This is a genomic window from Aeromonas veronii bv. veronii, assembly GCF_000820225.1.
Taxonomy (GTDB): Bacteria; Pseudomonadota; Gammaproteobacteria; order Enterobacterales; family Aeromonadaceae; genus Aeromonas; species Aeromonas veronii.
On record NZ_CDDK01000013.1, the window covers coordinates 63,377 to 87,170 of the forward strand.

26 protein-coding genes and 1 pseudogene are annotated in these 23,794 nt (G+C 52.6%); 13 read left to right on the forward strand and 14 right to left on the reverse strand.

The window, feature by feature from the left end:
- The 5 genes from BN1139_RS04990 to BN1139_RS05010 all read right to left on the reverse strand — a co-directional run bounded on the left by BN1139_RS04990 (position 1) and on the right by BN1139_RS05010 (position 7,277).
- Positions 1–2,862, reverse strand: a complete 2,862-nt coding sequence (locus BN1139_RS04990) for a DEAD/DEAH box helicase (RefSeq protein ID WP_005350912.1) — start codon at positions 2,860–2,862, stop codon at positions 1–3.
- Positions 2,863–3,166: 304 nt separating this feature from the next.
- A complete protein-coding gene (locus BN1139_RS04995) occupies positions 3,167–3,688 on the reverse strand; it encodes a terminase small subunit-like protein (RefSeq protein WP_143231920.1) in 522 nt (173 codons plus the stop codon).
- A gap of 751 nt (positions 3,689–4,439) precedes the next feature.
- Positions 4,440–6,701 carry a DUF5906 domain-containing protein gene (locus BN1139_RS20625; RefSeq protein ID WP_005350910.1) on the reverse strand — a complete coding sequence of 754 codons (2,262 nt, stop codon included), beginning with the start codon at positions 6,699–6,701 and terminating at the stop codon, positions 4,440–4,442.
- Positions 6,698–7,030, reverse strand: coding sequence for a hypothetical protein (locus tag BN1139_RS05005; protein WP_005350908.1), 333 nt, complete (start codon positions 7,028–7,030; stop codon positions 6,698–6,700). Before BN1139_RS05005 ends, BN1139_RS20625 begins: the two co-directional genes overlap by 4 nt.
- A gap of 10 nt (positions 7,031–7,040) precedes the next feature.
- Positions 7,041–7,277 carry a helix-turn-helix transcriptional regulator gene (locus BN1139_RS05010; RefSeq protein WP_041980245.1) on the reverse strand — a complete coding sequence of 79 codons (237 nt, stop codon included), beginning with the start codon at positions 7,275–7,277 and terminating at the stop codon, positions 7,041–7,043.
- A gap of 276 nt (positions 7,278–7,553) precedes the next feature.
- Here BN1139_RS05010 and BN1139_RS21635 point away from each other — a divergent pair.
- Positions 7,554–7,772: pseudogene (locus BN1139_RS21635) on the forward strand (ATP-binding protein); the annotation flags it as partial.
- A 154-nt stretch (positions 7,773–7,926) separates the two neighbouring features.
- Here BN1139_RS21635 and BN1139_RS05020 read toward each other — a convergent pair.
- The 6 genes from BN1139_RS05020 to BN1139_RS05040 form a co-directional block, all read right to left on the reverse strand.
- Positions 7,927–9,240, reverse strand: coding sequence for a tyrosine-type recombinase/integrase (locus tag BN1139_RS05020; protein WP_005350905.1), 1,314 nt, complete (start codon positions 9,238–9,240; stop codon positions 7,927–7,929).
- A 332-nt stretch (positions 9,241–9,572) separates the two neighbouring features.
- Entirely contained in the window at positions 9,573–9,935 is a 363-nt protein-coding gene (locus BN1139_RS05025; RefSeq protein WP_041915412.1) for a DUF7079 family protein, read from the reverse strand.
- A gap of 30 nt (positions 9,936–9,965) precedes the next feature.
- Positions 9,966–11,021 carry a phage integrase gene (locus BN1139_RS05030; RefSeq protein ID WP_041915413.1) on the reverse strand — a complete coding sequence of 352 codons (1,056 nt, stop codon included), beginning with the start codon at positions 11,019–11,021 and terminating at the stop codon, positions 9,966–9,968.
- A 60-nt stretch (positions 11,022–11,081) separates the two neighbouring features.
- Complete coding sequence (locus BN1139_RS20840; protein WP_013723851.1) at positions 11,082–12,869, reverse strand: DUF4209 domain-containing protein; 1,788 nt, start codon at positions 12,867–12,869, stop codon at positions 11,082–11,084.
- 55 nt (positions 12,870–12,924) lie between these two features.
- Positions 12,925–13,395 carry a BRCT domain-containing protein gene (locus BN1139_RS05035; RefSeq protein WP_013723852.1) on the reverse strand — a complete coding sequence of 157 codons (471 nt, stop codon included), beginning with the start codon at positions 13,393–13,395 and terminating at the stop codon, positions 12,925–12,927.
- A gap of 27 nt (positions 13,396–13,422) precedes the next feature.
- A complete protein-coding gene (locus tag BN1139_RS05040) occupies positions 13,423–14,121 on the reverse strand; it encodes a LexA family protein (RefSeq protein ID WP_041915414.1) in 699 nt (232 codons plus the stop codon).
- 118 nt (positions 14,122–14,239) lie between these two features.
- Between BN1139_RS05040 and BN1139_RS05045 the strand changes: the two genes are divergently transcribed.
- From BN1139_RS05045 to BN1139_RS05105, 12 genes are all read left to right on the forward strand, one after another.
- The gene (locus BN1139_RS05045) at positions 14,240–14,428 is read left to right on the forward strand and encodes a Cro/CI family transcriptional regulator (protein ID WP_041915415.1); all 189 of its coding nucleotides are present in this window, start codon (positions 14,240–14,242) and stop codon (positions 14,426–14,428) included.
- A gap of 21 nt (positions 14,429–14,449) precedes the next feature.
- A complete protein-coding gene (locus tag BN1139_RS05050; protein WP_013723854.1) occupies positions 14,450–14,719 on the forward strand; it encodes a hypothetical protein in 270 nt (89 codons plus the stop codon).
- On the forward strand, positions 14,712–15,221 hold the full coding sequence (locus BN1139_RS05055; RefSeq protein WP_013723855.1) for a phage regulatory CII family protein: 510 nt from the start codon (positions 14,712–14,714) through the stop codon (positions 15,219–15,221). Before BN1139_RS05050 ends, BN1139_RS05055 begins: the two co-directional genes overlap by 8 nt.
- Before the next feature lie 8 nt (positions 15,222–15,229).
- Complete coding sequence (locus BN1139_RS05060) at positions 15,230–15,454, forward strand: Ogr/Delta-like zinc finger protein (protein WP_005351998.1); 225 nt, start codon at positions 15,230–15,232, stop codon at positions 15,452–15,454.
- Positions 15,455–15,503: 49 nt separating this feature from the next.
- Positions 15,504–15,956, forward strand: a complete 453-nt coding sequence (locus tag BN1139_RS05065) for a hypothetical protein (RefSeq protein WP_013723856.1) — start codon at positions 15,504–15,506, stop codon at positions 15,954–15,956.
- A 65-nt stretch (positions 15,957–16,021) separates the two neighbouring features.
- A complete protein-coding gene (locus tag BN1139_RS05070) occupies positions 16,022–16,210 on the forward strand; it encodes a hypothetical protein (RefSeq protein WP_013723857.1) in 189 nt (62 codons plus the stop codon).
- A 2-nt stretch (positions 16,211–16,212) separates the two neighbouring features.
- Positions 16,213–16,473: a helix-turn-helix domain-containing protein gene (locus tag BN1139_RS05075; RefSeq protein WP_005352009.1), complete on the forward strand. Its 261-nt coding sequence runs from the start codon at positions 16,213–16,215 to the stop codon at positions 16,471–16,473.
- A 193-nt stretch (positions 16,474–16,666) separates the two neighbouring features.
- Positions 16,667–16,873, forward strand: coding sequence for a hypothetical protein (locus tag BN1139_RS05085; RefSeq protein ID WP_005352017.1), 207 nt, complete (start codon positions 16,667–16,669; stop codon positions 16,871–16,873).
- Positions 16,870–17,070, forward strand: a complete 201-nt coding sequence (locus tag BN1139_RS05090) for a hypothetical protein (protein ID WP_005352019.1) — start codon at positions 16,870–16,872, stop codon at positions 17,068–17,070. The genes BN1139_RS05085 and BN1139_RS05090 overlap by 4 nt, the downstream gene beginning before the upstream one ends.
- Entirely contained in the window at positions 17,048–17,359 is a 312-nt protein-coding gene (locus BN1139_RS05095; RefSeq protein ID WP_041915416.1) for a hypothetical protein, read from the forward strand. Before BN1139_RS05090 ends, BN1139_RS05095 begins: the two co-directional genes overlap by 23 nt.
- Positions 17,356–17,613, forward strand: a complete 258-nt coding sequence (locus tag BN1139_RS05100) for a hypothetical protein (protein WP_005352024.1) — start codon at positions 17,356–17,358, stop codon at positions 17,611–17,613. Before BN1139_RS05095 ends, BN1139_RS05100 begins: the two co-directional genes overlap by 4 nt.
- Complete coding sequence (locus BN1139_RS05105) at positions 17,610–19,850, forward strand: replication endonuclease (protein WP_013723860.1); 2,241 nt, start codon at positions 17,610–17,612, stop codon at positions 19,848–19,850. The genes BN1139_RS05100 and BN1139_RS05105 overlap by 4 nt, the downstream gene beginning before the upstream one ends.
- 262 nt (positions 19,851–20,112) lie before the next feature.
- Here BN1139_RS05105 and BN1139_RS21350 read toward each other — a convergent pair whose 3' ends face one another.
- From BN1139_RS21350 to umuD, 3 genes are all read right to left on the reverse strand, one after another.
- Positions 20,113–21,462 carry an ApeA N-terminal domain 1-containing protein gene (locus BN1139_RS21350; RefSeq protein ID WP_013723861.1) on the reverse strand — a complete coding sequence of 450 codons (1,350 nt, stop codon included), beginning with the start codon at positions 21,460–21,462 and terminating at the stop codon, positions 20,113–20,115.
- A gap of 349 nt (positions 21,463–21,811) precedes the next feature.
- Complete coding sequence (umuC, locus tag BN1139_RS05115) at positions 21,812–23,089, reverse strand: translesion error-prone DNA polymerase V subunit UmuC (RefSeq protein WP_013723862.1); 1,278 nt, start codon at positions 23,087–23,089, stop codon at positions 21,812–21,814.
- Positions 23,086–23,502, reverse strand: coding sequence for a translesion error-prone DNA polymerase V autoproteolytic subunit (umuD, locus tag BN1139_RS05120; RefSeq protein ID WP_440898239.1), 417 nt, complete (start codon positions 23,500–23,502; stop codon positions 23,086–23,088). The genes umuC and umuD overlap by 4 nt, the downstream gene beginning before the upstream one ends.
- Positions 23,503–23,794 lie beyond the last annotated feature (292 nt).

The window sequence follows — 23,794 nt, forward strand, 5'->3', positions numbered from 1 at the left end:
TTAACCCTCCGCGCCGGTGATAACGGCAATCAACTGAATATATGGTTCTTTTTCGGTGGTCATGGTCTCTTCGATCCACTCGATATAGCTTTCAAAGTTGTGCTCTATTTCGCGCTGACGCTGGGCCTGGCGACTCTGTTTCACCGCTTCGACCTGTTTGTTATCGGCAAAATCCAGCGTCAGTTGCTGGAGCTGGCGGGTTTTCAGCGCGTCGAGTTTCTCTAGCTGCGCGGTTAAGCGCAGGTTGATCTCGGTTTCAAACGCGTTGCGCTCCTGCACAAACACACTGCGAGCATGGTCAATGGCTTCGCGCAGCAGATCTTGCTGGCGTTGGTGGTTGCGCTGCTTGCCGCCGGGGTTGCTCAACTTACTGCATAAGGCGGGTTGCTGAGCAACGAAGTCGGCAAACGGCTGACTGCCCACAAACTGTGCTTGCTTAAAGCTGACCACCAGCCAGGGGTTGACCATGGGGTGGGATTTGCGGTTGGGGAACAGCCCCGAGAGGATAAAGTGGTCTTCATCGGCGTTCATGGCATGGCTCATGCGTAGCACAGGCGCCTGATGACGGCCAAAGGCGCCTTGCACCTTGTCATCGAGCCACTGCACTACCGGGTTGATCTGCCACAGATAGTGAATGCTCGGCCAGGCATGTTGCTCGCCGCGCGCCGCAATAATGGCGCTGTTGATCACCTGTTTGTCTTCGCTGAGCAGCAGTTGCCAGTTGTCGGGCTCAATTTCTGGCGGTAGTTGAGCAAAGCGGCGGCGCAGTTCATCAGGCGCCACCAATGAGAGACAGCCATCGGGCAGACGCTCGAATTGCACCCGTTGACCGGCTTGTTTGAGGTAACCGAGTGCCGTCTCACAATAGGCCTGTTCGCTGGCAAACAGTGACAGATCCTGGGTGGTGAGGCGACTGGCATCCTGGCTGACCTGATTGCTCAGGGCCCCCAGTAGATCGCCGGGTTGCGCCTGCTCGCTGGCATTGTGGTTAAGCAGCATATCTAACAGGCTGGCGCCATCTTGGGCGCCCTGCAGCATGAAGTCAGCGGTCTGCAGTTCTTCTTCTTCCTGGCTGTATTTACCGGTGAACTCGGAGCTGTCGCCGATGTTCTTTTGTGCCTGCTCATCTTTGTTGATCAGCACTTCCAGCACCCGCATATCGCCCTTGATCTGCTCGGCTTCGGTGAGCAGGTAGCGGATCTGCGGTACATGCTGCTGGCCATAGCGGTCGATACGGCCATTACGCTGTTGAAACACCATCAGTGACCAAGGGATGTCAAAATGGATCATCTTGTGGCTTTGATGGTGCAGGTTGATGCCCTCGGAGGCGACATCGGAGCACACCAGCAAGCGCACCGGCGCACTCTGTTTGCTGAATGCTTCGACGGTGTTCATCAGTTCAACATCGCCCTGGTCGCCGCGCAAGGTGGCGAGTTGTTCAGGCTTGAGCTTGAGATCGCGCGCCAAATTCTCGGCCAAAAACTCCAGGGTCTTGATGCTTTCGGTGAAGATCACCAAGCGGTCATCCGCCTGATTGGCGCGCCATTGCAGATCGTTGCGAATGGTGTCGAGCAGCAGTTGGTATTTACTAAAGCTGCTAGCATCGATGCGCTCCAGTGCCAGCTGCAACGACTCCAACTCGTTGATCTGGCTTTGGCAGTTATTGACCTTGCGCTTGGTCAGATTGGCGAGCCGGTTGTTCACCACGCTGGCGCAGGCCATGGGGCTGGAAAACAGGGCCTTGGCGAGAGTGACCTTAAACAGGCGACCACGCTTGGCACTGCTGTCATCACTATCATCATCTTTAAGTTCGCTCTCAACAAGCCGGCGGAAGACTTCTTCTTCTTGTGCGCTGGCCTGACGTGCGATCTGCTTGATCTCGCGCTCGGGAAATTCACCGGCCATCTGATCTTTGACATCTTTTTTAAAGCGCCGCACCACCAGATTTTTGTCGGCAAAATCACTATGCTGGTAATTAGAGGGATTGGCGATGGCTGTCGGGTCGAGCATGTTCATTAAGCTGGCGAAGCTCTCTGGCTTGCCATCATGAGGGGTGGCCGAGAGCATGATCAGGGTGTCACTGCGCCCAGCCAGCAATTTGGCGAGCTTGCTGCGTAGTGAGCTGCTGCCACGCTCGGCAACGTTGTGCGCCTCGTCGATGACGATGATATCCCACCAGGCATTCTCTAAATGGTGGCGATATTCGATGTCTTGCTTGAGGGTATCGATGGAAATAATGCTTTTATCGAAGTAGTGAAACGGGTTGTGGTTGGTGGGAATGCGATTGCGCACCCGCTGCAACCCTTGAGAATCGAGCCGGGTGAGCGGAATGGCAAACCGACTCCAGAACTCTTTTTGAAACTGGGTCAGCATGGATTTAACCGCCAGCACCAAGATCCGCTTGCCACGGCCACGACGAATAAGCTCGGAAACCATGATCCCTGCTTCCAGGGTTTTACCCAGCCCCACGGCATCGGCGATCAGGATGCGCTGGCGCGGTTGCTCCAGTGCCATGCGGGTGGGATCAAGCTGGAACGCCATCGAGTCCATCGCTGCCCGGTGACCAAAGTGCAACTTAGCATCGGTTGGTACCCTTTGGCGCAGCTGGCTTTCGATATACAGCTGCGCAGCCTGATAATTGGCCGATTCATCTTCCACCAGTTGGGTAGTAGCAGGATCGAGGATCTCGATGCGCTGTTCCAGTCGGGTTAAAAACAGCCCCTCTTTGCCACGCACCAATTCAGACACGCCATCACAGGTTAATAAGTGACCACCATCACCACTATTGTCTGCTCGACGGATGCGCCACTCTGCATCCCGGATCACCACCCGCATACCGGGTGCAAAATTTTGGTCGTTCATCAGTCTGGTCTTAATGTCACAACAATGTCACGTGATGGCAGGCTGTACTTCGTCAAGCCAGGCCATGCGGAACAATGCAATTAAAGGAGGCCAAAAGGGTACCATAGCGGGACATCTACATGATAAAAAACACAATTCAAATGTGATGTACCGCAATTTACGCCTTCATTCATTAGCTTGAGAAATGGCTTGGATTAGCAATGACCGCAAATTTAGTCTGCAAAATAGGCTGAAGACGCAGTCAACATTGGCAGCCTCATCCCCGGTTAATCAATAGTCTGAGCGCTTTCATCATGGGCATAACTCAGACTTCGTCATCCTTAATCACATCGCAGTCTTCATCCCTATTGGGTGGATTCACAAACGTGACTGTCGATTTCACCTGCATGCTCCCGTGGTTAACGCCAGAGTCTTCTCGCCGCCCCCCATCGCCATACTTCTTGGGAGCCAGCTTTGAGGCCAGCCATTTACGAGCATCGATCTGCAGGCGGGCACGAGCAATCACATCATGGTTAACTTTCACGTTCCCGTTGGCGTCGAGGAGGGTGTCATTGCTGCCGTCATCGGCAATCTGGAGGATCTCGTCGGCCAGTTTGTCGGCCAGATCCTCGCGCGCACACGTGTACTGGTCCCTAAATTCTATGTAGCGTTCATCAGCCAACCAGCGCATCACCATGGATTTGGACGGCATCCCCGGACGAGCCAACACTGCTCGTAGACTCACCCCATCAGCAATGGCGCTACATATGGCCTCCCCCAACTCGTTCGTGTATGCGCTCCGACGGCCTCTTGTTACCGGCTTGGGATTCGACGTATTGGTTTCCACCGTGGAAACCTGAGGAGTGACAACTGGGATCATAACTTGAGTTGTAGAATCCACGTGTTCTGCGCCACTTATAGGAGCCGTAGGCATAGCTGAAGATGAGGCAGCATTAACAGGTGTTGTGACTCTTGACCATTTGTGCGTCTTGGCCCGCTTGTTAATGGCGGTATGTGAAATGCCGTGCTCTATCGCTATCTGGCGAACACTCTGGCGGCCAGCACAGTACGCAAATTCGATACTGTGCCAGTCTGGGGAATCTGTTGAATGCATAGGGGAATAGATCATAGGCGACCAGTATTTCCGAGGAGGCAAGTAGGTATCCAGCCCTACAGGGGGAGCCCCGTCAGTGCAAACGCAGCTGTGTGTGGCAAGAAGTTGTCTGTGATAGTCACTTGGTCACTGTTTTGATAAACATCCCGCCATCATTGGGCTAGCAGCTAGTGACCATGATTTTTCATGGTCTCTGGGAGTCACTCACATCACTCTTTTGGGCACTGCTTTCACTGATCCACTCATTGCGTCATCTCCCATCTGCCATCCATCAAGAAGCATCAGGGCAGTGACCCAGTGACAAACAGTGACCATGAATCAATGTTGGTCACTGCATCCCAACCCGTGCAGGACAAGACATTCACACAGTAAAGTGACTCAGTGACTATGAAATGGGGTATGCCCCCTCCCCTCAAGTTAGAAAAAAAGGCCCCGCAAGGAGCCTTCTTGTCACCACCGTTCGGCCTCATTAAGTAATGTCGGCCTACAGGGCCCGCGGAAGGTACTCCTCTGCCAGTTCGGTGAGTGCAACATTGGTTTGAGTTTGGCCATTGGTCTTGCGCGTCTTGTACTCCGCGCCCAGCTCCTTTGCAGCCTGTTTAACGGCTTTGCTGAATGAAATAAGCGAGAGTGGGCGGTTCAAGCCGTGGTACTCCAGATAAGCCAGGTAGAGGTGATACAGGAATTTTCTCGGCTCCTTCATCACGGCGACATTTCCCCCCATACAGAACCCTTGCGGCTCAGCCAGAAACGCCAAGGTGGCGCAAAAGTCGAGTACGTGGTCAGCCTCGCGTTTCACCGCCAGTGCATCAGCACCATCCCGTTGCTCCTCCAGCAGACGCTTGGCCAGGTCAGGGTCGGCAAACCGGGTCAGCAGATGGCGAATGATCACCGGTAACTCAGCAGCAATCTTGTCGCCAAGCGCCCCATCCCGATCAGCCGATGCCACCACTCGTCCGAAGTGGAAGATCACCCGGCGACGAGCGATCCCCCCGTTGCGCTCGTTAAACACCATCGGCACGTTGTTGGTGGCCAGCAACACAGCTGGGATCCGAGTGCTGAAAATCGCCTTACCTTTAGGGTTGACCGATACTTTATCGCCACCAGTGATCGCCTTGAGCACGTGGCCATCGCCAACGTACGAAGGTTGGTCCGGCAACAAGATCAGGCGTTTGTCCCAGACATTCTCCAGACCAAAGTTGCTCTCGAGCAGTTTCATCGAGCTACTGCCCACGTTTTCTTGGCCAACCAGCAGCTCGCACAGACCTGCCATGACCGATTTGCCACTGCCGCCTTCCCCCGTCACCTCCAGGAACAACTGCCAGTCGTAGCGATTCGCCAGCACCATGAACAGCGCCGCGTTAATGCGATCCATCTTGGCCGCATCATTGTCGGTTGCGTAGCTCAGCCACTTCATGAAGTGGGGGGCACAATGCGCCAGGGTTTCCCCCACCAGCGGCTCGCTGTACTCGATCCCGTTGTGAGTCAGCAAACCATCGACGAGGGAATGCGGGCGAAACGCGCGGAGCACTAAGTCATAGACCCCATTGGCAAAACCAATCAGGTTGAGCGCCGGACGCGGTATCTCATCAAGGCCCAGTTTCATGGTATCCACAGCAGTGTTGATTATCCGGGCACTGTGTTTGGCGCCTTGCTGCTTAAACATTGCCGTCATACAGCGCGCAAGCACCGCATCCGGCATCGACTCCCACAGGCTGCCGGTGTAACGGTACACCTGGCTCGTGTCGACATTGATGGCCAGGGTTCTCAGACTAGAAACCAGTGCCTCCCCGCGCTGGCAGGCACTCATCTGATCCAGCATCAGCGCCGCGTCGTCCTGCTCAGGGCGCAGAGAAACAACATTAGCCGCCAGCAGAGAACCTGTTTTTTGGCTGCCCTTCTTATCGGCCAACAGCTTACTTTTAGGCGGGGCTTGGCGTGGCTCCTGTATCCCCTTCTGGTGCGCACTGGCAATAGTCGCCTTGACCTCCTGTACCGATTGGCCAGACGCCATGCCAGCAGCAAACAACTGACGCTCAGCGTCGGCGTGGCAGATCTCTCCACCAGCGACCAGTTGCGCCACCCCCAGCGCCTCCCGGTTGAGCGTCTCGTTCCGGCTCCCCATCGGCGCGCTGACAATCGCCTCACAGGCACTCGTCAACGCTCTCTCTCCATAGCGGCTGGTCTCTGCGGAGCTGACCATGGGGGCAATCACCTTTGGCTCATGTTTGGGCTTGGTGATCCACCCCAACAAGATGGCAGGAGCCTCCGGCAGAGCGGCCAGTTGGGGGATGGTATCGCCGCGCAGCACCTTACCGGCTTTGATGTAGATCAGCTGATTGCCGGTCTTTACATCTACGCCGGCCAGTCCATTCGCGTTGTTGACGCTCTGCTTCAAGCTGGCAAGGTCTACCCCAGCTGGCAAGCGGAACAGCCAGTGATACGAACCGTCAGGCAGGGTGTCGGTGAGCATCCGGTACTGGATCGGGAGCGTCTGATTGGGCAATCCGAGCATCGCCAGCAGATCCCTGGGGTGCGGCGCCTCGGGTACCTTGTTACCGTCCAGGTCCAGCAGGACCATTTCATCCAAGCGAACACCAAACAGGGTGTCATCCTCACGCACCATGGAGGACGGGTAGCGCTGCTCATTGCCATAGGGTTTCGGGTTGCCGTTGTCCTGATACGGAATGACAGCGTGACCGTTGGCCTCGATATTTGCAGCCTTGGCTTGCAGGGTTGCGTTCATACCGTACCCCCTACCACGCGCAGCATGGCACGCTTGTGATCGAACAGTGACACGCCGTCATCGTTCTCATAGGCTTCCTGAAGGCGGTGCATTTCCTCGATGCGCGCGCTGTTGGTGCTAGGGGAAGCACCATACAGGGCGAACTGGCCACAAATAACATCCCTGCTAATTATCCCCGACTTTGCGCGGCACAGGCTTTTGCTTGCCAGCGAGCGCGCAGGTGCTACGCTCTCAGCGCTAGGTTTAATTATCTGGCCAATATCAAACATGCTAACCGAAGAGGCCGCCGTACCATGGCGGCTCTTTTTTGCGTAATTGGTGACTGTCATCCTCGCCTCCTTACGCCTCACGGCTCTTCTGGATCTGGGCGATGAGCCATGCTTCCAACTCCTCTTCAATCCAACCAACGGCTTTTGCGCCGATGGACACCGGTTTGGGAAAGGTCGGGTCATAAACATTGGGGTACTTCGGATTGGGACGCATTTTGGCGTAGATGGTAGAGCGGGACAGCCCGGTGCGGGCTTCAACCTCATTACGGCGAATAATGGTCAGAGTGGGTTTGCTTTCTTTAGCCATGTTAGTCATTCCCTGTCATGTACTGGAACGAAATGCACCAGCATGGCTCCTTATTTTTATCATTTCGTCACCAATTCCTAACCCTACAGGGGGAAACCCCGTCAGAGACGCACTTGACAAGGGAAATTAAATGGCGAGTAGGTGTGGATGACTTCCAGGAACAGCAACGAAATCTGCTGTTGAACGGCGGAACCGGGACGGGTCAAACCCACCTGGCATCGCCTTGGGATGCAATGCTGAGGGCCGGGTCAAGCGAGTGCGTTTCTATACAGTGGTGTACTGGTCAGCGAACTGGAGCAGGAAAAGGTGGCAGGCAAAGCCGGACTGCTTGCCATTCGGTTGGTCAATGTCGATGCAGTGATTCTGGGCAAACTGAGCTATCTGCCGTTTGCCGAAAGCGGAGACGCTCTGCTGTTTCACCTGATCAGCAAGCTGCGCAAGCGCACCAGCCCGCTCCTGACCTCCAACCTGGCCTTCAGCAAGTGGAGAAGATGACAACGGTGATGCTGGATAGGATCATGTGAGTTTATCGAGACAGGCAACGACGCCTATCGCTTCAAACAGAGGATGAAATCAGCCAGCTAACCCTGGTCAATGTTGGACGCTGATCCCTGGTCATTTTTCGATGCTGATTGACAACCCGATCCGTCTATACAGACAGACTGTTTGGCAAGTGAATTACATTGCTCTCCAACCCGGTAAATTCATGGGGTGGCACATAGTGATGCTTGCAACAGTCCAGCCAGTCAGCCCACCATTGCACCATCTGTTGCCGCTGGGTGATAAATTCGGCCCGATGAATGTAAGCCGCCCGCACACCGTTACGCTCCTTATGGCTCATCTGCCGTTCAATGGCATCCGCACTCCATTGGCCTGATTCAAGCAACGCGCTGCAGGCCATCGCCCGGAAGCCATGACCGCATACCTCCACCTTGGTGTCATAACCCAGGCGGCGCAAGGCACTATTCACGGTGTTTTCACTCATGGGTTTTGATACATCATGGTCACCGGCAAATACCAGATCAAAACGCCCGGTCAAAGGGCGGATCGCCTCAATGATGGCCAGTGCCTGGCGTGACAACGGCACAAAGTGCGGTTCTCGCATCTTGGCACCACGATGTGAATGTTTAACCCCTTCAATGGGATCGCGGGACGCCGGGATCGTCCAGATTGCTCGCTCGATATCGAGCTCATCCCAGCGCATGAAGCGCAATTCACTCGAACGGACAAAGGTTAACAAAGTGAATTTCACCGCCATCTTGGTCAGCAGACGTCCCGAATAACTATCGAGACGACGCACCAGCTCGGGAATATCCTGCAGCGGCAGCGCGGGATGATGCTGGACTTTGCGAACCGACAACGCCCCCGTCAAATCAGCGGCAGGATTGGCCTCAATCAAATCAGTTCGCATTGCATAACTCATTATGCCATTGATGTGTTGCCGCACTCGTCCTGCCAAATCAAGCGCATTTCGCTGCTCTATCTTACGCAGTGGAACAAGCAGGTCACGAGTCTTGAGTTCGGCAACGGGGCAATGGCCAATCAATGGAAACACGTCTTTTTCAAGCCGGGTCAAGATGCGTGAAGCGTGATCGGAGGACCACTTGCCAGCATTATTTGCATGCCATTCACGGGCAACAGCCTCAAAACTATTCACTTGTTTGCGGGTAATGTCGTTACGCACCTGCTGCTTATGGACGACAGGGTCAATACCCTTGGCCAACAAATTTCGTGCGGCAGCGTGTTTGGCACGGGCCTCCGTCAACGACAGGATGGGGTAATCACCAAACGCCATCAGCCCGGCCTTACCATCAGGCTTAGTGAACTTGAAGCGCCACGAACGGGTACCGTTCTTTTTGACCAATAAGTGCAAGCCATTCCCATCGAACAGGGAATAGTCTTTTTCTCGCGGGCGGGCATTGCGACACTCGGTATCAGACAAGGGTCTGGTGGTTCGCGGCATTGGTATACGACTCCTTTATCGAATCGATGTATACCTAAGCGTATACCAATTTATAGCGGATGTGTTAGGAATGACTCGGAATGTTCTGGACGTAAAAAAACCCAGAGACGTTGAATTCACTGGGTTTTTTGAACTTTTTCGGAATACTTTGGAAGTATTAATGGTGCCCGAGGCCGGAATCGAACCGGCACGACGCGAACGTCGAGGGATTTTAAATCTGATTCAGCCCCATGATAAAACAAGTACTTACATAAAAATCAAAGAGTTAGTTAACCAATGACAACCAAAAATGACCACCCATTTAAAATTTTGTCGCCACTTTGTCGCCACTTTCAGCCCCCACCTGACAGCATTCTCTGCAGCTTTCCCCACTCCTCGGCATACTCCCGACGCAGATAAAACTGCCGCAAGTTGATGGTGGTTTTCTTAAGAAGACCCGCTTCGGATTCTTCTTTCAGCAGGGCCTGGATATCAAGCCAAAGCCGATCCCTCTCAAAGCCGCTCCAAATCTCAGGGACAGGAGTCAACATCTTGGTGTAACAGACAGGGGCAACCCATTCGAACAGGGCTTTTTCCACATGCTCTATTGGAAATGCCTTGGCTACTTTGGCGATGTAGCGATAGTCCACTTCGTTATCCACGAAAAACCCTGAGAGGGCTTCACACAACTCGATATCAGACCTAGTTCCCTTCATCAGAACCCCTCAGCCTCCACCCTACCCAGATTATTCTAAACCACAAACAGAAAGAGGATTTAGACGAATAGCATCCTCCAAGTGATCAGGGGCAAAGTGGGCGTATCGCATGGTCATGGCGATGGTGGAGTGGCCCAAGATCTTCTGCAGCACCAGAATGTTCCCGCCGTTCATCATAAAGTGGCTGGCGAAGGTATGGCGCAGCACATGGGTATTCTGCCCGGCGGGCAGCTCTAGCCCAGCACGTTCGACCACCATCTCGAAGGCGCGATAGCAGTCGCTGAACAGGCGGCCGCGCTTTCTGGGCAACTGGGCGTAGAGCTCTGGGCTGATAGGCACGCTGCGACTCTTCTTGCTCTTGGTGCGAGTGAAGGTGATGCGGTTTGGGGATACTTGGGACTGGGTCAGTTCTTCCACCTCAGACCAGCGTGCGCCGGTGGCCAGGCAGAGTTTCACCACCAACAATAGATCGGGGTTGGGGCTCTCGGCGCAGGCGGCCAGCAGGCGCTTGAGTTCGTCGGGGTAGAGGAAGGCCAGCTCGGCCTCTGCCACCTTGTAGGCCCTCAGCCCATCGAGGGGGTTTTCACTCTGCCACTCCCCTAGCCTTTTCAGTTCGTTGAATACCGCGCGCAGGTACGCGTGTTCGCGGTTCACCGTATTGGGGGTGACGCCTTGCTTCTCCTGATTGATGGCGCGCCGGTCGGTGATATCGCCCGATAGCCTTGCTTCACGATAAGCGGCAAAGTCACGAGCGGTGAAGTTGACCGCCAGCGGATCACCGAGATAGTGACACACCGTCAACAGCTTGGATTTGCGGGCCTCGCCATCACGCAGGCTCTGTCCATGACGACCAAACCAGAGTTCGACCAGATCGGAGAGTCGTCGGCCATCGATTGGTTCCCCCTGCCCCTCTAACCAAGGTTTGCCCTTGTCTGGGTCCAGCACAAAACGCTCGAACGCTAGCGCCTCACCTTTGGTAGCAAACTGCTTGCGCACTCTTGGTGCAGTAGGGTTTGTCTTGCTTGGGCGCCCCTCTGGATAAATCTCTGTAAGCCACTTACCGGATGTCTGTTTTCTTACTGTCATTTATTTAATATCTCTAAAGATGACAAAACATTCCAGATATACTCCACAATCCACTACACACTATTTCAAGTGATACAGAGATTTTATTATCATACGCAAAATCATCCACCAAGCATAAACACAATACTGAGAGTTTGATTCTTGATCAGACAACAACCCATGCGCGACCTCATTCCTTAAGTTAATGCCCACGGACTCGGTAAACACGGCCTGAAGTTCAAACAATATATCTTTACCAAGGATATTCTCAGCGGAAGGATTATTTAACAATGTTGACAACCCACATTCAGTTTCAATTCCATCTCTATCAACATTTGATGTATTAACTCCGTTACTTTTAAAAAGCACTCTAACAATGTTTTCAACCTGTGGAGCCAAAATATAAATGCAACTTGAAAAGTCATATTCAAAGCCAAACCAAAGAGCGCTTGCCATTAATTCCTCTCGCCCATCAGGAATTATTGGTGAAAGTGCGCACACTTTAATTAAAAACTCTCTTGTAATACGATACTCAGATAGTATTTGATTAAGCGCGGGAATAATACAGCCTTTAACATGTAGTGGAATAGCGTATTTGAAATTCTGAATCATCTTATGATGAATAACAATTTCACTATCATCGCCATTAAAGTTAAATGAAGGAGTTTTGGCTATAACTCTTCCATCTACAGACATATAGCTCGATGAGAACAGATTGCTAAGGGGGTATTTTTTAATTTGTTTTAATGCTTGTTCTCTGCTTTCGGAATAATTAGTTATTGAAAAGCCAACGAAATACATCAATGCAAGTTCTATATTATTTTTATCTTTAACATGATTCTCTGCGTTTTTTGCAATTTCCGAAATATTAATCTTGGGAGATTTAAAAGTCCCCATTTCAGTTAGAGCCGCAGCACCAGACTCATTTATTTTCCTTCTTATGGATTGAACTCTTTCTTCAACACCTAACTGCTCTCTATGCTTTACTGGTATTCGTCGATAAGCTTGCAAAGCATCTGTATAAAAAATATTTGCAACCATCTGAACTGAGCTTTTGGCATCACCTTCACACTCGTAGCTTTCAGCGTGAACCATCAATACTTTTAACAACAACTCCGTATCGTTAGAGTACCTTGATGCCTTCTCTGCAAGCAGACAATACTGCCTAGATTGAATATATTCTTTTGCTATCAAACATGATTGAGCACATTCAAAAAGGACACTTGCTATAACACCTATCTGATTTTCACACAAACCATGCTCAATTATTGTTTCAGCGAGCCATAGCTTCATGTATGAAGCATTTTGATAGTCATTTTCAAATGCTTCATATAAAAAGCCTTCTATCTTAGAAATTATTGAAGTGGCTCTTACTTGCCTAGCTAAGCCAATTGCTCTGGACCAGCAATCTTTCACATATATCGACCAGGTATTTTCATTGATCGCTATATTAATGTAACTTTCTATTGCGTCATCCACATACTTTCTATTTCTAGGTTTCCCTATATACCAAAGTAAATCAGCGAGTCTAGCCTTAAGTAAAGGTTCATGTATTTTATCGTAGACTTCACTAATAAATCCTAGTTGCTCAGCTGAAAAGTCATCAACACTTGCCGAACGCTTAGATTCAAGCTGTAGGTATGGTCTAAAGACGTCATTAGTACTGGATGGAGACAATGTCATTGAGCATATTTCATAGATGAGACTCAGTGCGTCGGCAAGTCCATTTTTATCTTCTTCTGCTTTAACTAAAGCATTTCTATATATATCGCTTAGAGAATAATACCCATGTTCAAAGGGCGGAATCGTAATTTCGTTACATAGTTCTACAAAGGAATCAACCGAAATATCAGAAAACGTGTTACTCATTCTTCACCCTGACCATCATATTAGTATTTACTTCCAGTCAAACAGACAGCTTAAATTATTCATTTGGTATTTCACCAGTATTAAGCATTGAAATAAACTCTACCTTGTTGATTACCAATACACTTTTGTTTCTAGCATCCCTCATCTTTGAAGGTCCTGCATTATCACCATAACAAAGAACATCTAAGTCTGTTGTAACACTTTTCCTAACCAAACATTGCATAGATTCAGCCAATTGAACTAACTCATCTTTTTCCTTTTTTGAAAAACCGGTAAAACAAACCTCAAGCAATGCCTTAACTTTTGGTTTTTGCACTTCAATATGGCCAGACTTGAGTAAATGTTGAATTTCATTTTCCAGAGATACAACATCCTCCCCTTCAAATAAAACCCTATCCTGACGGAAAGTTTTTAATTTTCCATCATGAACAGCCTGAATATAAATATCATTCTCACTAATATCTTCAAGCTCATAAGATTTAACTTCACCTTTGGCATTTACATAAATAATGTACCTAATATCCATATCAATCCCCAAAAAATTCAGGGCGCATTAGCGCCCTGTTTGTCTTTTTCTAAATATTCTGTGCTCAACCATCACACCGATGATCTGGATGTGTTGTCGATCGGAGTGCATGGTGGGGTAATCCTCGTTGAGGGGGACCAGTTCAAACACCTCTTGCCCGTTCTCGTCGATGCCACGGGGCCGGTACTTTTTGAAAGTTGCCTCATTGCTGCCGTTCTTGGCCACCACGTAGTCCCCGGGCTGCGGCGCTTCGTCGGGGTCAACAATGATCAGATCCCCCTCTTTGAACTGCGGCAACATCGAATCTCCACGCAACCAAAGGCCAAAGCCAAACGGGCCGATCTCGCCGCTTGCAGATACGAACTCAACGTTGCCATCGAAGGTGGTGGCCTGCTCGCACATTTCGCGCCAGTTGCCCGCTTGGACATAACTAAGAATCGGGATCCGCTTGCCAGGCAGCATTACCGCCGGTTCGACGTTGTGATAACCAGGAATAGGCTGTTCTTCAGCTAGCTCAGGTGTATCCCCACTCCCTGTCAAAAGCCAGTCAACAGTTACCCCCAGCGCTTCGGCCAAATCGTTCAGATAACGGCCTTTAGGCTGGTTCAGGCCAGATTCCCACTTACTGATTGAAACGCGGGTAATCCCGATTCGCTTAGCAAGTTCGTCTTGGCTCATTTTCTGCGCGCGTCTGCGTGCAGATATCCGGTCATTGATAGTTTCCATAAACCTAAGTTACCACCCCACACCGTAACTAAAGCAACGAAACTGCTTGATCTTAAATCGACCCTTAAGTTACATTCACCTCATTCCGACACTTATGGAACGGAAAGAGAGGTGAGTAATGCAAAAATCTGAAGTGATAGAGCACTTCGGCACGGTAACAGCAACCGCGAAAGCACTGGGAATTTCACATGTAGCTGTCAGCAAGTGGGCTGAAAAAATCCCGAAGGGCCGAGCCTACCAAATCGAAGTACTGACTGGCGGCAAATTGAAAGCCGAACAGACTCAAACTGCGCAAGGAAGCGCGTAACTTAAGCAACAGGAGGCACTCATGATCATAGCCCCTATCCACATAGACACCCCGGTTTGCACGGTCGAGAGCTTCTCCGAGCGGACCGGTTTGACCCAGCGCACGGTTGAAAACTACGTGCGTGCCGGGCGCATTCCAATCATGCCCAAGCAAGGCCGATCTGAAAAAGTGCTGATCAACCTGGTGCTCTACACCCAGCAGGCCATGAATCAACCGGGTCTGGAACCCATTTCGAAACCTGTACGCACACCAAGAGTGTCGCGCAAGCAGCGGGATGAAGACCATGTTTGAACAAACATGCAGCAAACATCCTCACTGGGTCAGTGCCTGCCAGCGCTTTGCGGCGAACCACAACGTGGCCGAACTCGCCGACAAGGCAGGCATTAACCCGCAGACCCTGCGCAACAAGTTAAACCCCGACCAGCCCCACGAGCTGACCGTAGTCGAGCTGATTGCCATCACCCAAGCGAGTGAGGGGGATGAAACCCTCTTCGATGGCGCCTTGTTCTGCTGTGGCCTGACGGCCATTGCCATCCCCGAGCGGGAGAAGGGCCCTAGCCTGGCCCATCAGGTGATTGACACCACGGCCAAGGTGGCCGGACTCGGTGCGCAGGCGCTGACAGTGGTGGAGAGCGGCCGCGTCACCAAAGGGCAGCGCAATGCACTGGTCGGTGCTGCAACGGCAGCCATGGGCAACCTCGCCCTACTGATCACCGAGATCGAGCACAAATACCAAGCCATTCCCTCTCTGTCTTGTGCGCTGGATATGGCGCGCATGGCGGCCGGGGCTTAGGAGAACCCATGAGACTGATTTGCCCCCACTGTGGTGCCCGTGCCAGCACTCGCACATCCATCCGGATGAGCCCGCTTTGCGGCATCGCCACTTATCAATGCAGCAATGTGGATTGCGGCCACACCTTCAAGGCGGGGTTCGAAATCATCGCAACCATCAGCCCCAGTGCCATGCCCAATCCGGCCATTGTGCTGCCCATTGTCCCGCGCAGGGTGAAAGAGGTGGCCCAGTGATCCCCTCACTGGCCGCCAGATTCTGCGCCCAGGTGAAGGAGAAACCAGCATGCAACACACCCAACACGAACCCCGCAACATCGCCGGTCTGACCGCCGAGGAGCAGGTGTTGATGAATACCGCCGGCATTGCGCTATTGCGCGAGCACCTCAACCGGGCGGGTTCAAACCTCGACGGTGATTGGCTTAATGCGCCCAAGACCAAGCGCGTCGCCATTTGCACCATCGCCCGCCAGCCGTGGGATTCGCTGATGATGGCGACCCTCTCAGCCCTGCCCTATCAGCAGCGTGAGGCGATCCGCCTTGCGGTGATTGCGCTGGATTATCAGTCGCTGTTTCACAGCGGGTGTGATCCGAAGGTGTGGCACCCATCGGTGAAGGTGATGCCAGCAGAACTGGCCGAGCGGAAGAAGAGAGAACAGGCCAAACGCCAGCAACTGGATCATGCGGTGCATGTCGCTGGCCAGATTGGCCAAGAAGGCCCGAGACCCATCGGGCACTAAAAAGCCCGCTTAACGGAGCTGCAACTCCAAGCGGGCCTTTATCAACAACGTATGAGGAAGTCGACATGGCAACTTTAGCGATCCCCTGCGCCCTGCGCAACCTTCGCATCCAGCAACGCAAGCTGACGGGCCGCTATGGCACCCGTCTTAGCCAACACCCGGACGGTGTGGCGCTGCTCGAGCGTTCCACCGCACTGGCTTGGGCTTCTCTGTTCAGCTGCATCAACCCCTGCACACCTCAACAAGGAGCCTGACCATGACCGCACAACCGACCCAAATCAATCTGCTCAACCACCATGCCGCCAAGCGTCTGCGCCAGTTGCGGGAACAGTTGAAGCTGAGCCGCCCGAAGTTTGCCGACCTGCTGGGTATTCCACCCACCACGCTCAAGAACTACGAGCTGGGATACCGCGAGATTGGCGGCGGTTTGTTCCTGCTGATTGCCAACCACCCGGAGCTAAAACGGCACATCGACTGGTTACTGACTGGCATCGCCACGCCGGAGGTGCAGCCATGAGACAGATCTTTCACCCCATATCCCAACAGGAGGCGCTAGCCGAGTTGCCGCGCCTTCAACAACGGCTGACCGCCAAAGCTCGCCCTGCCTCTTTTACCTATCGGGGGTCAGAGGGCAAATCCCTGTTAGTCCAGGCGCAGCAATCATTGCGCTGGCACCAGTTGTTTCACCACCTCAACCGGAGGGCCCGTCCATGAGTGACGCCATCAAGATTGCCAACCAAGCACCCAAGGTGATCGAGGGTCTGCTGGCCGAGATGTTTGCCGCACGCGCCGAGGATAACCGCATCGCCTTGGGCGCACTCTACTCGGGGGATGAATACATCCAGGTGCAACTGGTGGTGACCAGCAAGCCTGCGGATCTGCTCGATGACGATTTGGTGATGGGGGATGAGGCATGAGCACCACGCTGTTCACCCTGGCCAGCCTGAAAGAGTGGCTGGCCCAGAACGAATCGAAACTGCTGCCGACAGCCCCGCTTTGCTGTGGTGGTGAACTCGGTATCTCAATCCGCATCGAGGCGGGCCATATCGCCATCGATGAGCCGGACTTTCAGGCAATAGATGAGGCATGCGATGAGCAACTTCGAACTGTTTGAGCTGGACGCCCAACAAGAGCAGAGCGAAACCGGCCCTGCACATATGCAACCCACCACACCGGTCAGCCAGCTGACCACCCACTGGTTTGCCGCCCGCGCCGAGTTTATCGCTGCGGGCAGCGATGCCAGAGGCAACCGGGATCAGGTGGCAGAGCTGCTGGCGCTGGGCGCAATGCGCACCGTCTACTGGTTGGCCGCTGCAAATCTGGAGTTGGCACTAGCCCGGGAAATTGCCGAGTGGTGGGCCGAGTGCGCACCACTGCATGGACAGGGGGAGATCATCAAATGAGCCATGGACTGCAATGGGAGCTCACGCTCCTGCAAGATCGCTGGCAAGCCACCTACCGGGAAGACGCGGCACGGCTGCGTCTTTATCAGCGAGAGCTGGCCCATGCGCGCCGACTACCTGCCCGCCCCCACGCCAGCATCAAACAGTTGCTACGCCAATGTGCGGCCGCCCGCCGATTAAAAGAGCATGCCCAAATGAGCGTTCGTGGCTGCCAGTTCCGCATCAAACAGCTATCCGGTTATCTCTCTGCATGACCAGCAAGACCAAACGCCTGCCGCTGTCGAAAAGAACACTGCGGCAGCGCATCGATACCCTTTGCAACTCTCTGCCCGGCGTCAACTTTGACGCCGCTTTTGCTGGTGACCGCGGCCAGTACGACCTGATCTGGGCCATGCAACTGCTCGATGGGCTCTCCACCGAGTTGACCAAGAACCTGTTCAAGCAGTACATCCGCCGCCGCAAGGATTGCAGCTTTACCCATTGCCGCTCCGCCAACATCTGGTTGAGGGAGCGAACCAAGTGGGTGCGGATGCAGCTCCAGACCATCCCGGTCGATCCAAAACAGATGCGCGATGACTCCGGCCGCAAACAGATTGCCCACCAGTTTGCCAACCAGACCGCAGCCATTTACAAGCACATCGAACAGAGCATCAAAGAAGGTGCCGAAGCGGATCTGCTGCAGACCTGGGAGCTGATGCGCCAGCCTGCCGACCAGTGGGGATTTATCGGCGAGCTGCCGAAGTTCAAAACCGACGAGATGCGGGATAACTGGATCCTGAGCGTGCTGGTGCGCCTGCTCTCTGCCAAGTGGTGGGAGAAGCGCGTCAACCGCTGTTGGGATCGGCTGCAGGAGCAGATCAACATTCTGCTGGGCAAGGTACGCAAGGGCGTGTCGGCTTATGTATCGAACGCCACCATGAAGGTGGTGCGCGAACGCAAGCGGGCGATGATACGCTGGCTGGCCGAGTCGGAAGTGGTCAACGGGCAGTATGACCTGGTCGTGTCGATGAAGGATTGCTGGGAGGCCAGCAACGCCAACCCGGTGAACCGCCGCAACGAAATGATGGTGCGTGCTCGGGGATTCAATGACTATGCCGAGGAGCAGGGTCATGTGGGGGTCTTCTTCACCTGGACAGCCCCTAGCCGCTTTCATGCCTGGACACAAAAGCACAATGGCAAAGCGGTAGAGAACAAACGCTATCAAGGGGCTACGCCGCGAGAGACCTGCGCCTATCTGGCCAAACTCTGGAGCCGTGCAAGAGCCGCCCTCAAACGGTGGAACGCCCCCGTTTATGGATTTCGCGTTTGCGAGGCTCACCACGACGGCACCCCGCACTGGCACCTGCTGCTATTTATGCGCCCGGAAGATCGCAACCGGGTGATCGGCATCCTGCAACGCTATGCCCTGACCGATGACCACGAAGAGCTGGTACGGGATATCAAGGGCGCCCCACCCTTTACCGACTTTACTCCCCGCTTTGACTGGAAAGAGATAGACCCAGCCAAGGGGGATGCCGCGGGCTACATCGCCAAATATATTGCCAAGAACATCGACGGCGCCTACCTGGACGATGACGAGGAGGCCGGTACCGCCGCCGATGAGGGTGCCCTGCATGCCGTGGCCTGGGCCAGTTGGTGGGGCATTCGCACCTTCCAGCAGATCGGCGGCGCCCCGGTAGGGGTATGGCGCGAGCTGCGCCGCATCAGCAACGCCAAGAAGCATGCCGATCTGGTGGGCCCACCCAAGCCAGTACTGCAAGACCCGCGCTTTGAGGCAGCCCGATTTGCCGCTGATAACGGCATTTTCCGCTGCTACCTGCACGCCATGGGCGGCGCACTGGCGACCCGTGCCGAACACCCCATCAAGCTGGCCCACCTCATCGAGGAGCAGGCCAACTGCTATGGCGAAGACATCAAGCGCCTGATGGGCATTACCTCCGCTCGCTTGGGCATCAAGACCCGCCTGCAAGGGTGGGAAATTGTGCCCGCCGGCACCCATGAAGCCAGGAAAGCCGCCGAGGCTGCAGCGAGGGGGGTTGGGGTTAAGACGGGCGACAGCCCGGCACCTTGGAGCTCTGACAATAACTGTACGCGGCCGGATCCTGAGGCCTTCGCAGACCAGATCATGAGGGAACAATGGGGGTTATCGCCCTTCTCCATCGACCGATTGCGGGCTGGATCCAGTGTCAGCACAGACGGCTTCACCCTTTGGCTGGAGAACGGCCAGCTGCAGTCAGGTCGCGCACTCCCAAGCGAACCAGATTGGCTGCCAGATGGCCAGAAACCAGCAGAACAGAACCAGCCGGATGAGTACGCGGTACCGGAAGGGGATCAGGATTGGCCGATGCTGGTTGAACTGTGCGGCGAGGTCTACCAGGCACAAGGCCACGCCGGGGCGCACCGCTGGATCGAAATGCTGCCGGAGCCCTATCAGTCAGAGATGTGGAAGGTATTGGAGGGGCTGGATTCGCTAGAGTGGAGCGGGGACTAAACGGTTATAACAGATGACAGGAGAATCTATGTATACAGTAATACTGATAGAGTTAAACCGTTGACGGAATTTTATAGAACAAACAATACGTCATCAATACTAACCACAAAAAAAATAAACACCATATATATTTTAGTGTCAATTTAATAGACAGCCAGTCGATAGAACAGTGGTGAACAGATAAAAAACTGATGGTAAATATTGGTGATTATGATTTTTATCATAGAATAAACGCTGGCCTAAAACCAGCGTCGCATATAAATCAACCTTCATTAGTTGGTAAATTATGCTTTTGATATTCTTTAATATGAACATCTTCAATACCAAGCATACTCAACAAGTACGATTGTATAATTAATTTTAAACAACGACTTATAACCATGCGTTGATAATGACCTATTGCTTTTAATAATGTTTTTGGCCTACCAACATGTGCGATTTCATTTCTAAGATCCGCTAGTTTTTTTCCATAACAATCATGTTTTTGTACTTGCAACGCATTTCTTAGTCTATCAATCAATAAATCACTGCCATATTTATTTATTGGCTTCGTATACTTCTCAATAGATTTCCCGCTTAAGGAAATATTAATTGATTCAAGTTGAGTAGCAAACAATACTAATTCACTGTTTGTTTCATGCTCAGTTCTATAACCTGTTTCATGTTGAATTATTGATACTATAGAAGAATGGCTGTCATCAATTTGATACCACTTCATCAAAGCTTTTTCCAAATCAACAGTTCTAGTTGTCAGCGGGAGGTGCAAATGATGAACTTTGCTTTGCGCCAATTTTAAAGTACTCTTGTTTATCGCCATGCTAGCCAAAACAGGAAGGGTTTTTACATCATTTGGGTTTGCACGCTCTATAAATTTTATTTCTTTTGCGTAAACAGGTCGATCGAAGAACAACGAGAGCAAATCTGAAACTCTAAAAACCTCACGGAGCAATTCTTTTATTGGCACATTGTTATTTTTCTTAAGCCGAAAATAATAACTTAGCTCAGTTTTGAATGTTAATAGAACATTTTTATACTCTTCTCTTATTTTATCCCAGGCAGCCTGAAGATCATTCAATGCTTGCTCATTCTCACAAAACAATGCACCTCTTAGGTCATTTGGTAAATATTTAAATTTTGCAGCATTTTCGACACTAATGACGCCATCCGGCACTACAACTTTATACAAAGCTTCCTTATTAAATTTTATATGGTCAACATATCCTGCCGGGAAGAAAAACTCTTGAGTATTATCAAACTCAAAACAAACCTCGTCAAATTTAGCATCTTCTGATAAATGCCCGCCAAAAATACAAAAAGCCACAGAAAAAACACCATAGTGAGTGTTAATATCACTACATCTAAGTCCTGCATAACCAAAATTAAAATCACCAAAAAGAGTACATAGACGCCCATTATCCAAGGCTGCATAAAGGACTTTTCCTGTGCGAGTTTTTTCTATTTCATCCTCCGTAGATGGCGCCGTATAATGAAGGTGCAAGCCTTTTTCTGATGAGTAAGTTACTTTACCAAAAAAACGATGAGAGAAATTTTTAAAATAAAACTCTCCTGTCCACTCATATTCTTTAGAAAAATCAAAAGCGTTTTTGGTCACACCCAGCCCCTTTTTTTAACAAAAAAACACAACTACTGAAAATGATGCCATCTGAGTTAATACATCTTACCATGCCTTTATCTAAAGGCATTAATATCACACATCTTTATGACAGCTTTTTCTTGTTTTTATGGATTGAAGATAATGATTATTAATAAGTACAAGGAACAATATGTTGTCACCAGTCTTTCACTACCATTAGTATCCACACGTAAAGCTGATATGTATAGTGGTGTGAACATTCTACACTCTTGGCTGAGGGACTTTGGGTATGGGAAAAAGACAAGGTTACCAACTTGTCGTATCTCTTTCGGCGCCTGTGCACTGGCAAAGATAGATATCAAATAACTCACTTCACAACCGGTAACTCGCCGAGAGCGGTGGTATAGCGGGGGCTTAGCTGCTCCCGCTTCATCATCCACTCTCGAGTATCCCGGCCGCGGGCTGCAAAGTAGACCTTCCCCAGCCGTCCCTGGTTGATCTTGTCGATGACCTGCATCAGCGCCTCGCTGCGTGGGGATTGCTGCTGTGCGGCGAACAAGTCGCCCTGCTGCATGCTGGCTGGGGTGAAGTCGGCCAACATGACGCCCCCTTTCTGGTAACGCTGCTCGTCGCGCCAGATGCGGGGGAGCAGCTCGGGGATCAGGGCCAGCAGCGCCCGGGTGTCATGGGTAGGCATGGCCAACTTGGTGCTCACCTGGTTGCCGTAATAGGGCTCCCGGTCGCTGAACGGGCTGGTGCGAATAAACAAAGTCACATGCCGGCAGCACATCCCCTCACCCCGCAGCTTCTCGGCGGCCCGCTCCATGTAACCGGCCAGCGCCTGGTGCATGGAGCCGATCTGGGTGATGCGCTCCCCAAACGAGCGCGAGCAGATGATCTGTTGTTTGGCCTGGGCCTCTTGCTCCAGCTCGGCACAGGGGATCCCCCGCAGTTCCTGAACCGTGCGCTCGACCACCACGCCATAGCGGCGGCGCAGTGCCTTGGGGTCGGCGGCGACCAGGTCGGCCACGGTCTTGATGCCCTGAGCCTCCAGCTTGGCCGATAGCCGCCGGCCAATGCCCCATATCTCGTCCACAGGGGTGATCGCCATGAGCCGTGCGCGCCGCGCTTCATCCCGCAGATCCACCACACCGCCAGTGGCCGGCCACTTCTTGGCGGCATAGTTGGCGAGCTTGGCGAGCGTCTTGGTGCGGCCAATGCCAACCCCCACGGTCAGCCCCGTCCACTGCTGCACACGCTCGCGTACTTGGCGGCCATAGGCCACCAGGTCGCCCGCCCACGACTCGCTCAGTTCGATGAAGGCCTCGTCGATGCTATAGACCTCCACTGCCGGGGCCATTCCCTCCAGAATGGTCATCACCCGGTTCGACATGTCGCCATAGAGTGCATAGTTGCTGGAGAACCAGACCCCGCCCATGGCCTCGAAGAATTGGCGGACCTGGAAATAGGGTATTCCCATCTTGATGCCCAGCGCCTTGGCCTCCGCCGAACGGGCCACCACGCAGCCATCGTTGTTGGAGAGCACCACGATGGGCCGCCCCTTCAAGTCGGGGCGGAACAGCCGCTCGCAACTGGCGTAGAAGTTGTTCACGTCGACCAGGGCAACGGCGCAGCGCTTGTTCATGGGGTATCCACCTGATGCACGACAAAAGACACCACTCCGAAGATTTCCAGCTCCTGCCCCTCATTGAAATGGATGGGCCGATATGCCGGGTTGCCAGGGAGCAGCGCCACGGTTGGCGCAAGCTGCAGCTTCTTCACCGTGAACTCGCCATCCACCGCGGCAATCACCACGCTGCCATGCCTGGCCTTGCGGCTGCGATCGACGACCAGAAGGTCGCCATCACGGATCCCGTGATCCACCATGCTGTCACCGGCCGCCCGCACGAAGTAGGTGGCCGCTGGATGGGCCACGCACAACTGGTTAAGGTCGATGGTCTGCTCGGTGTAGTCCTGCGCCGGCGACGGAAAGCCGCAAGCCACTGGGGAGAGAAAGGGGTAGCTCCAACAAGGGAGCATCAGGCGTGGGTTGAACAAACATGCTGGCAATCTCGAAATACACTGTATAGATAACCAGTATAGCAAAGCGCCAAAATCGGATCACCGTGCGACGTTTGGCTCCAACCACGCAGGCGGCGCAACCCCATATTTATCAGAATGTATCGCTCACAATTCCAATTTTCGGTGAGCAATTCCAATAGGACATAAAATAGATCTACACCCTGAAAGGGAATGATACAGCTCGCGTGCACAGTCAAATGGAGATAATGTAATGGCGCAAAAATGTCCAAATTGCGAATCAACAAAGGTTGATAAGCGCAACTATGCA

Bases quoted from the DNA above. Each gene is read 5' to 3' on its own strand.
- BN1139_RS04990 (WP_005350912.1), bottom strand. From the start codon at position 2,862: ATGAACGACCAAAATTTTGCACCCGGTATGCGGGTGGTGATCCGGGAT.
- BN1139_RS20625 (WP_005350910.1), bottom strand. From the start codon at position 6,701: ATGAACGCAACCCTGCAAGCCAAGGCTGCAAATATCGAGGCCAACGGT.
- BN1139_RS05005 (WP_005350908.1), bottom strand. From the start codon at position 7,030: ATGACAGTCACCAATTACGCAAAAAAGAGCCGCCATGGTACGGCGGCC.
- BN1139_RS05010 (WP_041980245.1), bottom strand. From the start codon at position 7,277: ATGGCTAAAGAAAGCAAACCCACTCTGACCATTATTCGCCGTAATGAG.
- BN1139_RS05020 (WP_005350905.1), bottom strand. From the start codon at position 9,240: ATGCCGCGAACCACCAGACCCTTGTCTGATACCGAGTGTCGCAATGCC.
- BN1139_RS05025 (WP_041915412.1), bottom strand. From the start codon at position 9,935: ATGAAGGGAACTAGGTCTGATATCGAGTTGTGTGAAGCCCTCTCAGGG.
- BN1139_RS05030 (WP_041915413.1), bottom strand. From the start codon at position 11,021: ATGACAGTAAGAAAACAGACATCCGGTAAGTGGCTTACAGAGATTTAT.
- BN1139_RS20840 (WP_013723851.1), bottom strand. From the start codon at position 12,869: ATGAGTAACACGTTTTCTGATATTTCGGTTGATTCCTTTGTAGAACTA.
- BN1139_RS05035 (WP_013723852.1), bottom strand. From the start codon at position 13,395: ATGGATATTAGGTACATTATTTATGTAAATGCCAAAGGTGAAGTTAAA.
- BN1139_RS05040 (WP_041915414.1), bottom strand. From the start codon at position 14,121: ATGGAAACTATCAATGACCGGATATCTGCACGCAGACGCGCGCAGAAA.
- BN1139_RS05045 (WP_041915415.1), top strand. From the start codon at position 14,240: ATGCAAAAATCTGAAGTGATAGAGCACTTCGGCACGGTAACAGCAACC.
- BN1139_RS05050 (WP_013723854.1), top strand. From the start codon at position 14,450: ATGATCATAGCCCCTATCCACATAGACACCCCGGTTTGCACGGTCGAG.
- BN1139_RS05055 (WP_013723855.1), top strand. From the start codon at position 14,712: ATGTTTGAACAAACATGCAGCAAACATCCTCACTGGGTCAGTGCCTGC.
- BN1139_RS05060 (WP_005351998.1), top strand. From the start codon at position 15,230: ATGAGACTGATTTGCCCCCACTGTGGTGCCCGTGCCAGCACTCGCACA.
- BN1139_RS05065 (WP_013723856.1), top strand. From the start codon at position 15,504: ATGCAACACACCCAACACGAACCCCGCAACATCGCCGGTCTGACCGCC.
- BN1139_RS05070 (WP_013723857.1), top strand. From the start codon at position 16,022: ATGGCAACTTTAGCGATCCCCTGCGCCCTGCGCAACCTTCGCATCCAG.
- BN1139_RS05075 (WP_005352009.1), top strand. From the start codon at position 16,213: ATGACCGCACAACCGACCCAAATCAATCTGCTCAACCACCATGCCGCC.
- BN1139_RS05085 (WP_005352017.1), top strand. From the start codon at position 16,667: ATGAGTGACGCCATCAAGATTGCCAACCAAGCACCCAAGGTGATCGAG.
- BN1139_RS05090 (WP_005352019.1), top strand. From the start codon at position 16,870: ATGAGCACCACGCTGTTCACCCTGGCCAGCCTGAAAGAGTGGCTGGCC.
- BN1139_RS05095 (WP_041915416.1), top strand. From the start codon at position 17,048: ATGAGCAACTTCGAACTGTTTGAGCTGGACGCCCAACAAGAGCAGAGC.
- BN1139_RS05100 (WP_005352024.1), top strand. From the start codon at position 17,356: ATGAGCCATGGACTGCAATGGGAGCTCACGCTCCTGCAAGATCGCTGG.
- BN1139_RS05105 (WP_013723860.1), top strand. From the start codon at position 17,610: ATGACCAGCAAGACCAAACGCCTGCCGCTGTCGAAAAGAACACTGCGG.
- umuC (WP_013723862.1), bottom strand. From the start codon at position 23,089: ATGAACAAGCGCTGCGCCGTTGCCCTGGTCGACGTGAACAACTTCTAC.